This is a genomic window from Pseudomonas sp. TAA207, assembly GCF_001529285.1.
In the GTDB taxonomy this organism is placed as follows: Bacteria; Pseudomonadota; Gammaproteobacteria; order Pseudomonadales; family Pseudomonadaceae; genus Aquipseudomonas; species Aquipseudomonas weihenstephanensis.
In genome coordinates this window covers 1-11,484 of record NZ_LLWJ01000034.1, presented here as the reverse complement: position 1 = coordinate 11,484, position 11,484 = coordinate 1, and the positions used below count along the sequence as shown (strand labels likewise).

The 11,484-nt window shown below is 57.1% G+C and carries 9 protein-coding genes; 4 read left to right on the top strand and 5 right to left on the bottom strand.

Going from position 1 to position 11,484, the window contains the following annotated elements; translation table 11 throughout:
• Positions 1-753 precede the first annotated feature (753 nt).
• The 4 genes from AP059_RS00570 to AP059_RS00555 all read right to left on the bottom strand — a co-directional run bounded on the left by AP059_RS00570 (position 754) and on the right by AP059_RS00555 (position 4,265).
• A complete protein-coding gene (locus AP059_RS00570; RefSeq protein ID WP_165599905.1) occupies positions 754-1,281 on the bottom strand; it encodes a tyrosine-type recombinase/integrase in 528 nt (175 codons plus the stop codon).
• Between the two features lie 247 nt (positions 1,282-1,528).
• Positions 1,529-2,320 carry a type I methionyl aminopeptidase gene (gene map / locus AP059_RS00565; RefSeq protein ID WP_059761420.1) on the bottom strand — a complete coding sequence of 264 codons (792 nt, stop codon included), beginning with the start codon at positions 2,318-2,320 and terminating at the stop codon, positions 1,529-1,531.
• Positions 2,317-2,577 carry a ParD-like family protein gene (locus tag AP059_RS00560; protein WP_048398796.1) on the bottom strand — a complete coding sequence of 87 codons (261 nt, stop codon included), beginning with the start codon at positions 2,575-2,577 and terminating at the stop codon, positions 2,317-2,319. The genes map and AP059_RS00560 overlap by 4 nt, the downstream gene beginning before the upstream one ends.
• A 140-nt stretch (positions 2,578-2,717) precedes the next feature.
• On the bottom strand, positions 2,718-4,265 hold the full coding sequence (locus tag AP059_RS00555; RefSeq protein WP_059761419.1) for a TerC family protein: 1,548 nt from the start codon (positions 4,263-4,265) through the stop codon (positions 2,718-2,720).
• A 611-nt stretch (positions 4,266-4,876) separates the two neighbouring features.
• On the opposite strand from AP059_RS00555, the gene AP059_RS00550 reads away from it, so the two are divergent.
• From AP059_RS00550 to AP059_RS00535, 4 genes are all read left to right on the top strand, one after another.
• Positions 4,877-5,302 (top strand): hypothetical protein, encoded by a 426-nt coding sequence (locus AP059_RS00550; protein WP_059761422.1) that lies wholly within the window; start codon positions 4,877-4,879, stop codon positions 5,300-5,302.
• A 342-nt stretch (positions 5,303-5,644) separates the two neighbouring features.
• Positions 5,645-6,181: a sugar dehydrogenase complex small subunit gene (locus AP059_RS00545; RefSeq protein WP_082706713.1), complete on the top strand. Its 537-nt coding sequence runs from the start codon at positions 5,645-5,647 to the stop codon at positions 6,179-6,181.
• 14 nt (positions 6,182-6,195) lie between these two features.
• Positions 6,196-7,785 carry a GMC family oxidoreductase gene (locus tag AP059_RS00540; RefSeq protein ID WP_059761417.1) on the top strand — a complete coding sequence of 530 codons (1,590 nt, stop codon included), beginning with the start codon at positions 6,196-6,198 and terminating at the stop codon, positions 7,783-7,785.
• A gap of 2 nt (positions 7,786-7,787) precedes the next feature.
• Positions 7,788-9,236 (top strand): c-type cytochrome, encoded by a 1,449-nt coding sequence (locus AP059_RS00535; protein ID WP_059761416.1) that lies wholly within the window; start codon positions 7,788-7,790, stop codon positions 9,234-9,236.
• Between the two features lie 64 nt (positions 9,237-9,300).
• On the opposite strand, the gene poxB is transcribed toward AP059_RS00535, so the two are convergent.
• Complete coding sequence (gene poxB, locus AP059_RS00530) at positions 9,301-11,022, bottom strand: ubiquinone-dependent pyruvate dehydrogenase (RefSeq protein WP_059761415.1); 1,722 nt, start codon at positions 11,020-11,022, stop codon at positions 9,301-9,303.
• Positions 11,023-11,484 lie beyond the last annotated feature (462 nt).

Sequence of the window (11,484 nt, the reverse complement as noted above, 5' to 3'; positions counted from 1 at the left end):
AGTCGGCGCCACCGCTGGGTTCGAAGGTGTAGCGCAAGTCGCTTTGGCGGGGCATGGCGCCCTCCTTGAGGCACGCTACCGCCCAACCCGTGATCTCGACGGGCTGGAAGGTAGCGAACAATAAAAGCCCTGCCCATCCGCGGGCGGGCGTGGTTGTGTTGTGTAGAACGGACTCGCGTCAGTTGCCCGAAGCTTCAGTGCCTGAGGTCAAACGGCCTGGATGGTCTTTCGTCACGTCAGGCTGCGGGTCAGGCGGTCTTGATGGTCAAGATGGCGGCGTCTTTAACAACGCCTGACCGAGCAACATCTGCTTACCTTCGGTTCAAGTGCGTTACCGGCAGTGATCGGTCGCTTAGGCGGCAGTTCGCGCTTCGCCTGGCAGCCGTCGGTAGGGGGGAAGGAGTTGAAGTTGATGCTTTTTTTATGGGCAACTGAAGCCAATTTGTCTGGCATGGAGGAGCATCCTTTTTCTTTTCAGAAGACAGGACATTTAACCCCTCAAGACCGCGGGCTGTAATGTAGTCCCAGTAGCTTTATGGTGTGGGAATTACCGTCATAAGTCTGAGGGTGGCTTCGTATCTTTATTCGCAGGCACAGCAGTCCCGTGACGATTGCTGTCGTCAGGTGTTGTCGCGAAGAGCGGGGTAGGAATGGGAGTTGAGGGCGTCTGTGTACATTCATTCCTGGGTGTCAGGCTCATGCCGATAGGTGAGCTTGCCGTATCGGGTCGTGGCGCTGAGAACCCTACTGAGCCTATCCCGTCTTGTTGCTCAGATATCTGCCCCAATGCTCCATCATGACCCTGCGCTTCTCGAACAGGTCGCCCCGTGCATAGGCTGCTTCGGTCTTGTCCCTGATCGTATGAGCAAGGGCGGCTTCTGCCACCTCCCGCGGGTAGTCGGTTGTCTCCCTGGCCCAGTCCCGAAAGGTGGAACGAAAGCCGTGCGCGGTGAGGTCTGAGCGCTCTAGCCGCCGCAGGAGTTGAAGCAAGGCCATGCTGGAGAGGTGAGCACCGGGTTTGTTTCCGGTGAAAAGGTAGTCTGATCCGTTCGATGCATTCTCGATCAGAGGGCGAAGCAGCTTGATGGCTTGCGGGCAGAGCAGGATACGATGCTCCTTCGCAACCTTCATGCGCTCGGCCGGAATCGTCCAGATCTGGGCAGTCAGATCGATTCGGCCTTGCGGGCACCCATGGTTTCGCGGGTTCGAGTCGCGGTCAGGATCAGCAGTTCGAAGGCTTTGGCCGCTATACCATCCAGTGACCGCAGGGCATGAACACACTTGCCGATCTCTTTGTAAGGGAGGGCAGCAGGGTGTTTTACCCTCTGGATTTTCGGGGCAGCAGATGGTCCGAATCCTCCTGAAGATAGATCAGAAGGTGTAAACCTTATTCAGGAGGGGACAAGGTTCTATTCCACCGTACCTGACCCCCCGCATTGTTTCTAAGCTCAAGGCCTCAGTCGTTTGTATCGGCTGTCGATCAGTAGGCAAATCTTCAGCGTGCTTACTGGTTCGCGCCTATTTCGCCTCAACTAATCGCCGGGTACTCCGCCACCTGGTCAGGCCACGGGCTGAGCAGCTCAAACCCGTCGTCCGTGACGGCGACCATGTGTTCCCACTGGGCTGACAGCGATTGGTCTTTGGTGACCACTGTCCAGCGATCCGTCAGCGTTTTTACATGGCGCTTGCCAGCGTTGAGCATGGGTTCGATGGTGAAGATCATGCCGGTCTTGAGTTTCATGCCCTGGCCCGGATAACCGTAATGCAGCACTTGCGGCTCATCGTGGTACACCTTGCCGATGCCGTGGCCGCAGTATTCTCGTACCACACTGAAGCCTTCTTTTTCGGCAAGGCTCTGAATGGCGTGGCCAATGTCGCCCAACGTAGCGCCGGGACGCACCACGCGGATGCCTGCGCACATGGCATCGTAAGTGGTTTTGACCAGGTGACGCGCTTCGGGGCTAGGCTCACCCACGAAATACATGCGGCTGGTGTCGCCATACCAGCCATCTTTGACCACGGCGATGTCGATATTGATGATGTCGCCGTCTTTTAACGGGCTGGCAGAGGGAATGCCGTGGCAGACCACGTCGTTGACTGAGGTGCACACGGTTTTCGGGAAACCGTGATAGCCCACGTTGCCCGGTATGGCTTTTTGCACATTGACGATGTAGTCGTGGCAGATCTGGTCCAGTTGGTCGGTGGTCACCCCCGGCTTCACATGGTCCGCGATCATCGCCAGCACGTCTGCGGCCAGTTTTCCGGCAATTTTGGATTGGGCAATTTGCGCCGGGGTATTGATTGTGACGTGGGTTTTCATTGGTCGGCCTGCGAAGCGGTTTCGATAACGTTTGCGTCTTGAACCAGTCCGCTCAACTGCTTGAGATCCAGACCTCCAGCCACTTCGGCGCGGATCAGTAAACGGCAGATTTGGTTGTGATCCAGGTTGGGGTGCAGCTCAGTCAGCATGCCGATGCGCATCCAGTGTTCGGCTTGCGCGTTGATTGAGCGGCTCAGCGCATCGCTGGCGAGTCGCAGATTTTCGTGCATGTGGTCAGAGATTTTTACGATGCCCATCGGTACGTCCAATATGAAATGCATATGAAACGTATATTAGTCGATGCTGAGGGGCAAGCGAAAGGGCGGGCCAATGACCGCATGTGACGGGCCAAGCCCTTGCAGCCAATAAGTGAATGCGCTGCAAGGGAAGCTTTACCTTATGTTTTTGACAGGTGAACGCGAGTCACACGGCGTTCTTCGACCTCAGTGACGGTCAAGTCCCAGCCTTGCCACTCAACCCGATCGCCCTTCATCGGCAAACGGTCCAGCAGACTCATGACCATGCCGGCCAGCGTGTGGTAATCGTCCGTACCTTGTGCAGCAAACCCCGTACGCTCGCGCACCTGGTTCAGGTTCACGGCACCGCTGACCAGGTAACCGTCACCCCGCACTTCAATGCCCGGGCCGTCTATTTCACTGGCGTCCGGCAGCTCACCGGCAATCGACTCCAAAATGTCGGTCATGGTCAGAATGCCGAGGAAGTCCCCGAACTCGTTCACCACGAACGCAATGTGCGTCGACTCTTTGCGCATTTGCTCCAATGCATTGAGGATCGTGAAGCTGTCTAGCAAGTTGATGGTTTTTCGTGCCATGGCCTCAAGGTTGGGTTGATTGCCCGCGAGCAGCTCCTTGAGCAGTTCTTTTTTATGGATAAACCCCAGCGGTTCATCGATACGGCCTTCGCGAATCAGCGGCAGTCGGGAGTACGACGAATGCATCAGCGTTGTACGAATAGTTTCTGCTGAATCGGCCAGGTCGATATGGTCGATGTCGGTACGCGGGGTCATGACACTGCGTATTGGGCGCTCGGCCAGTTGCAGCACACCGCTGATCATGATCCGTTCACGTCGATGAAACACGTGCTTGGTCTGGCCACCGTCGAGCAGGTCCGCAATCTCGTCGTCCACCTCATCGGCTTGCAGTGTGCGGCCGCTCAACAGGCGCATCACCGCGTGCGCCGTGCGCTCACGCATGGGGCGCATGCCGTGCAGGCTTTTTTTACGTCGGGCGCGGGCGATCTGGTTGAACAGCTCGATCACAATCGAGAAGCCAATGGCCGCATACAGATAACCCTTCGGAATGTGGAAACCCAAACCTTCGGCCGTGAGGCTGAAGCCGATCATCATCAAAAAGCCCAGGCACAGCATGATCACGGTGGGGTGGCTGTTGACGAAACGGGTGAGTGGTTTGCTGGCCAGCATCATCAAGCCGATGGAGAACACGACCGCGATCATCATCACCGACAAGTGTTCGACCATGCCCACAGCGGTGATCACCGCATCGAGCGAGAAAACCGCGTCCAATACCACGATTTGCGCCACGATCGGCCAGAACATGGCGTAAGTCGTGTTTGATGTGCGTTCGGCTACATGGCCTTCGAGACGCTCATGCAACTCCATCGTGGCCTTGAACAGCAGGAACAGGCCGCCGAACAGCATGATCAGGTCACGGCCCGAGAACACCTTGGTGAACACCTCAAACAAAGGTTCGGTGAGGGTCACCATCCACGAAATACTGGCCAGCAGGCCCAGGCGCATCAACAACGCCAACGACAAGCCGATGACGCGGGCCCGGTCGCGCTGCTCGGGCGGGAGCTTGTCAGCCAGAATGGCAATAAACACCAGGTTGTCGATACCGAGCACCAGCTCCAGCACGATCAGCGTCAGCAGGCCAAGCCAGGCCGTAGGATCTGCAATCCATTCCATAAGGATCAGTAAACCTCGTGCGCAAAATGAGAAACGGATGACCGTGCGGCCACAGCTCTAGCGTCATGCACGCTTAAGCGCGGCATTTGTTTTGGGGGTAAGCAATGGGCTAGAGAACCTGTAATACACAAAGCCACGGCAAGGCTGCGTGGGTGCGACGGGTTATAGCGGAGCGTTGGGAGGTGGCGCGCAAGGGCGGGTGTTGCAAAGAAGCGACTGGGAGGCTCCAGGAGGGTGTTCATATAGACCTGTTGTGAAATAGGGGAGGCAAGACTACAGCGCTTTTCGGGTTTTTTGATGGGCGGAGTTATTACAAAATTTAACCGTTTGAAGGGCTTGGTGGGGGGATGAAAAAGAAAATACGGTAAGCACCTTAATGAGCCTGAGAGCGGAACTTATAAAGTCGTCAGCACTTTTAGTGTGTGGCTGAAAGGATTCATGTTTGAAAAAGACCCTGAACATTTCAAAAGTAGGGGGGCTTTAAGAATCGTCTTATTACTAACTTAGTTGGCCTGGGCTACTGTCCGGTGCCCGTTTAAAACGGGACCTTGAACCCCATCAAGGCACATAAAACTAATCAGTAGCAAGGAAGTACCGTTTTGAACAAGTTGATGAAATTTGCAGCATTGTCCGTGGCCATAGCACTCTCTGGCGGTTGTGTGAGCTACAACGCCAGCCAGCCATCGTCGCCTATCGACAGCGTGGTCAAAGCTGACCTGAAGGCGGATGTCGCTGTCGGTGAGACCATCACTGGCCAGTCTTCGGTGAATGTACTGTTCGGCATTTTCAAGTTTGGTGGTGACAGCGAATTTGCCGATGGCGTTGAGTACGGTGGCAGCACTGGCGGTGGCCTGGGCGGCGCTCTCGATCCTGTGAGCGCGGTTAAATCGGCAGCCGCCTATAAGGCAGTGAAAAGCTCCGGCGCTGACCTGATCATTGCCCCGCGTTACGAAGTCAGCGAACAAAGCTATGTCGTGTTCAAAAAAGTGTCTGTGACGGTTAAAGGCAACAAAGGCAATATTCGTAGTATTCGTTAACCTTCAATGCCTCGGTTTGCACAGTGCCGGGGCAGAGAAGTAACAACGCACTGCACGCGCTTTTGCTTCGCGCATCGGAGCAACAGCCAGCGAATCAAACAGTCCACTTTGGTGGGCTGTTTGCGTTTAAGCGCAGCGTGAAACAGTGGCGTCAAATAATAATGTTTCGTATTGAGTGGCTGTGTGAAAGGTTGAAAGGCGTGAGGGAGGGCAACTTTCATGAATAGGTGAGCAAAGCACTGTAGGATGTTTCATACATTTTTTGTAACAACCTGATTAGTTCAAGGTCGAGATGCCTGCCATTTGGCACGTGTGTGATGCTTGGCGGTCAAGGAGATTTATGTGATATCGCGCAGAACGTTATTGTCCACGGGCGCCACCTTAACGGGTGTCGGTCTTCTCACCTCTTCATGGATCGGTGCGGCTCTGGCACAGCAAGTCAGCCAGGCGGCCACGACGGATGCAGAGCAACTGCTCCAGCTTTCATTGTTTCTCACTGAGCGCGAGTCTCTTGATGCAAGCCTTGCGCAACGTGTGCTCGCCCGTTGCACCGAAGCTGACCCGGCCTTTGCCGACAAGATGAAATCGCTGTGGGGCCAGATTCAGCAACAAGGCTTGAGCCATGCGGGTCTGCTGCGCAGCAGTCCGATCTATCAAGACCCGGCTCACAAAGACACCGTGCAAAAGATCGTACGTGCCTGGTACCTGGGCTACACCGGCACCCCTGTCAGCCTAAGGGCGGTAGACGACACCGAGCTGGTGACATTCACCGGTGCGCTGGCCTATACGCCGACGCTGGATGCCACTGTGATTCCGACCTATTCGCGGGGGCATACCAACTATTGGGTTAACCCGCCGTCTACCGTCGCCAACGATTAATACAAGGGGTACCCATGAGTCAGGTCTTTGATGCTGATGTCATTGTTGTTGGGTCCGGAGCCTTGGGCAGCAACGCGGCTTTTGAATTGGCCAAACAGGGCAAGTCGGTGATTATTCTGGAGGCAGGTGAGCACATTCCCCGCTGGAAAATCGTCGAGAACTTTCGTAACTCATCGAACAAAAGCAATTACAACTCGCCGTACCCGAACGAGCCGTGGGCGCGTCATTCCTACGACGAGCAGTACATCGAGAACATAGGTTCGTTCGAGTTTCGTCCCGGCATGTTGAAGCTGGTGGGCGGTACGACCTGGCATTGGGCTGCGGCCTGCTGGCGCTATCTGCCCAACGACATGAAGCTCAACAGCCTGTATGGCGTGGGCCGTGATTGGCCAATGGAATACAGCGAGCTGGAACCTTATTACGCCCGGGCTGAAGTGGCGCTGGGTGTTTGTGGCAGTGACACGCAGGACCAGAGTGGCCACAACGGCGGCGCATTCCCGCCGCGGTCCACGCCTTATCCGATGCCGCCTGAGGGCGACACCTACCTGTTCCAGCGCCTGCGCGCACGGTTGGCGCCTGCCGGTTATGTGTTTTTGCATGAGCCAAACGGCCGTGCGACCACGCCTTATGACAGTCGCCCGGCGTGCAGCGGCAATAACAACTGCATGCCGGTGTGCCCCATTGGTGCGATGTACAGCGGCGATGTCCACGCCAAACATGCTGTGCAAGCAGGTGCCAAGCTGCTGACTGACGCCACGGCGTATAAGTTGGAAAAAGGTGCAGACAGCAAAATTGTCGCGGTGCATTACCGCTCCTCCAATGGCGATGATGTGCGCCTGAGCGCAAAGTATTTCGTGGTGGCCGCCAATGGCCTGGAAACCCCCAAGCTGCTGCTGATTTCGGACGTGGCCAATTCGTCGGATCAAGTAGGACGCAACCTGATGGACCACACCGGCCAGGGGCTGCAATTTCTGGCCGATGAACCCGTGTGGCCGGGGCGTGGTGCCGTGCAGCAGGGCGGTATCTTCAACCGCCGTGATGGCGAGTTCCGCAAAGAGCGGGCATCGGTCAAGCATGCGTTTGCCAACAATGTGCCCAACATGGCCGTGGCCGGGCGTTTGATCGAACAAGGCATCTTCGGCAAGGAGCTGGATGAACGTATTCGTCATGACGCTGCTCGCTGGGTAGATGTGTCGACCGTGTATGAAACCTTGCCGCTGGCCAGCAACACCGTGCGTGCGAGCACCACGCGCAAAGATGCACTGGGCATCCCGATGTTGGTGGTCAATTACGAGGTGGGTGATTACGTCAAAGCCGCCAAGCCTGGGGTCGACGCGGACTACGCCGACTTCGTGAAGGTCATGGGCGGCACGGTCGTCGAAGACAACACGGGCTGGCAGAATCGCGACCACCTGATGGGCACCGTGATCATGGGCAGTGATGCCAAAGATTCGGTGGTTAACCACGAATGCCGCACCTTCGACCATCCCAATCTGTTTTTGGCCACCACCGGAGTGATTCCGGCCTCGGGCACCATTAACCCGACCCTGACGGGCGTTGCGCTGAGCCTACGCCTGGCCGACATCATTGCGCGGGAGGTCTGAGCATGAACCTGAAGACCTTACGTCTGCTGCCGCTTGCCGCTTTTGTGGTGTCGCTGAGCGCGATGGCCAGTCAAGACAACGCCGCGCTGATCAAACAGGGCGAATATGTGGCGCGTGCGGCTGACTGCGGCGCCTGTCACCGCACGGTTGAGCAGGGCGGTGCGCTCTTTTCGGGCGGTTATGCGATTGATTCGCCTATGGGCCGCATCATCAGCAGCAACATCACGCCCTCCAAGACCCACGGCATTGGCGACTACACCGAGCAGCAATTGGCTGACGCGTTGCGCAAAGGCGTCAATGCCAAAGGCCAGCACCTATACCCGGCCATGCCCTATACCGCGTATCAAGGCATGAGCGATGCGGACATTCACGCCTTGTATGTGTATTTGCAACAAGGTGTGAAACCGGTCGACAAGGCGGTGCCCGCTACCGAACTGGCGTTCCCGTTCAATGTGCGCGCGTTAATGTTTGGCTGGAACCTGTTGTTCCTTGATGCGTCGAGTGCGACGTTGCCGACCGATGCTGGCGAGCCGCTCAAGCGCGGGCAATACCTGGTCGACACGCTGGGCCACTGCGGCGCTTGCCACACGCCGCGCAACGCGTTCATGGCAGAAGACAGCAGCCGCTATTTGGCAGGTGCCGCGCTGGGCGGTTGGGTAGCGCCCAACATCACCTCCGATCAAGCCTCGGGCATTGGCAGCTGGAGCAATGATGAACTGGCGGGCTTCCTGAAAAACGGTCATGTCACCAACAAAGCGCAAGCGGCCGGGGGCATGGCGGAAGCGGTAGAAAACAGCCTGCGCTTTTTGAGTGATGGCGATTTGCACGCGATGGCGAGCTACCTGAAAACCGTGCCGGCGATTGCCAGTACACACCCGGTGCTCAGTGCTCCACGCACTGTCGTGCCTGTGGACATGACCACACTGGAAGTCGGGCAGGGTGATCAGGCTTCGTTGGCCAATGCCTCTGAAACGGACGGCGCACGCCTGTACAACGCCGCCTGCGCCAGCTGCCACGGCCGTGACGGACAAGGCACAGCGGACGCGTTTTACCCTTCGTTGAGCCAAAACACTGCACTGACCGGCGGCCAGCCGAACAATCTGGTCATGGCCATCATTGAAGGCATTAGCCGCAAAGGGGCCGACCTTGAGGTCAACATGCCCGCGTTGGGCGGTGATTTGAATGATCAGCAGATTGCGGCGATCGCCAATTACAGCCTGCAACGTTTCGGCAATCCCGCGCTCAACGTCAGCGAACAAGAGGTTGCTCAACTGCGACGTGGCGGCGACGTGCCCTTGTTGGTCACGGCCATGCCTTATGTGCTGTGGCTGGGCGGTGTGCTGGGCGTGGCAATGGTGTGTTGGTTGGTGCTGGCACGGGTTAAACGCAAGCGCGAGCGTGAAATCCTGGAGAAGAAAAACGCCCTGAATAGGCGCTTTCATTCACGCTAATACAGAGCGCTCAAACCAAACCCTTGGGGCATGACCCAAGGGTTTTTTTATACGCCAGATACACTCAACGCCACAGATTGACCTTGGCCAGATCGATCAACTCGCGTGCCCGGCCGTCCATCACGGTTTTGAGCATAAACAGGCTGAATCCTTTGGCCTGCTCGAAGGTCTTGGTCGGCGGCATCACCAGTTCCTGGCGCGCACTGACCACGTCCACCAGCACCGGGCCGTCGTGGCTGAAAGCTTCGCGCAAGGCGGCTTCCAGTTCAGACGGATGTTCGACGCGTATGCCCTTGACCCCCATTGCCTGGGCCATCGCTGCAAAATTGGGGTTTTTAAGGTCACAGCCTACGTCAGGGAAACCCGCAGCCTTCATCTCCATCTCGACAAAACCCAGCGTGCCGTTGTTGAGCACAATGACTTTGACCGGCAAGCCCACCTGATTGAGTGTCAGAAAGTCGCCCATCATCATGGTGAAACCGCCATCTCCCGACATGGAAATTACTTGTCGATGAGGGAAGGCCGCTTGTGCGCCAATCGCTTGCAGCATGGCGTTGGCCATTGAGCCGTGGTTGAACGAGCCGACCAGACGGCGTTTGCCGTTCATTTTCAGGTAGCGTGCGGCCCACGCAGTCGGCGTGCCCACGTCACAGGTGAAAATCGCGTCTTCTGCTGCCAGCTCGCTGACCAGTCGATTGAGGTATTGCGGGTGAATGATGTCGCTGTTCGGGCCGCTTTCGGCCAACGCATCGAGGTCCTCGCGGGACTTTTTGTAGTCGTTGAGCGCAGCCTCCAGGTGTTTGCTGTCGGGGTTCTGGGCCACGCCGGGCAGCACCGCCTGCAAGGTCAGCTTCACGTCACCGATCAGTCCCAGTTGTAATGGGCAGCGATTGCCCAAGGCTTCGGCGCGCAAGTCGATTTGCGCAATGTTGCCGTGCTCGGGATAAAACTGGCGATAGGGAAAGTTCGTTCCCAGCATCAACAGCGTGTCGCAATTCATCATGGCTTTATAACCAGACGCAAAGCCGATCAAACCGGTCATGCCCACGTCGTATGGGTTGTCGTATTCGACGTGCTCCTTGCCGCGCAGCGCGTGCACGATGGGGGCTTTTAAACGTTCGGCCAGGGCCAGGATTTCGGTGTGCGCCCCGGCGCAACCGGCGCCGCAGAGCAGGGTGACTTTTTTGCCCGTATTGAGAAACGCTGCCAACTGATCGATTTCGGTATCGGCGGGGCGAATCATTGGTGCGGCCGGTTTCAGCCAGTGTGGCACTTTGGCGTCAGTGGCTTGCAGTGCCACATCCCCTGGAATCACCACCACCGCCACACCGCGTTTGGCGATGGCCATGCGCATGGCGCGCTCAAGAATCTGCGGCAATTGCTCAGGGTGCGAGACCAGCTCAACGTAATGGCTGCACTCTTTAAACAGGCTTTCGGGGTGTGTGGCCTGGAAATAATCAATGCCGATTTCGCTGCTCGGTATATGGGCAGCCAGCGCCAGCACCGGCACCCCGCTGCGATGGGCGTCGAACAGACCGTTGATCAAATGCAGGTTGCCGGGGCCGCAACTGCCGGCGCAGACCGCCAGCTCACCCGTCAGGTGCGCTTCGGCGCCTGCCGCAAACGCCGCGGCTTCTTCGTTGCGCATATGGATCCATTCAATCTGCTCCTGACGGCGCAATGAATCAGTAAAGGCGTTCAACGAGTCACCCACCACGCCAAACACACGTTTGACGCCAGCTTCTTGCAGGGTTTCGGTGATGAAATCAGCAACCGTTCGGGCCATGGGGAACTCCTCGAAGTAAGAAAGTGTGCAACTTGAGACAGGTACGTAACCTTTTCCCAAGCAGGATAGACACTGCATCCGACCTTGGCGGTAACGCATCCGTTCGATGAAAAGAGTTTCATCCATAGAGACCTTGGCGGTTCTATGGTGGGTCAAGCCGATGCCCTGCGTAGTAGCTGCCGAAGGCTGCGTCCGGCTGCGCAGCCGTCGTAAGCCATTCAATGGAGTACGTCATACACACTACATTCACCGCAGATACGGCCGCTTCGCAGCCTCGTGCCTCGGCTACAGGGGATAAATGCAGGACCTGTAGGCGTTGACGAGTAACACGAGGCTACGCGCGGCGACAGAGTCGTCGTAAAGCATTCAATCTAGGTGTGTCAGATACTGCGCGGTGATTGGTTTTACGACCGCTTCGCGCCCGATCGCAGCCTCGTGCCTCGGCAGCGACTACAAGTGATG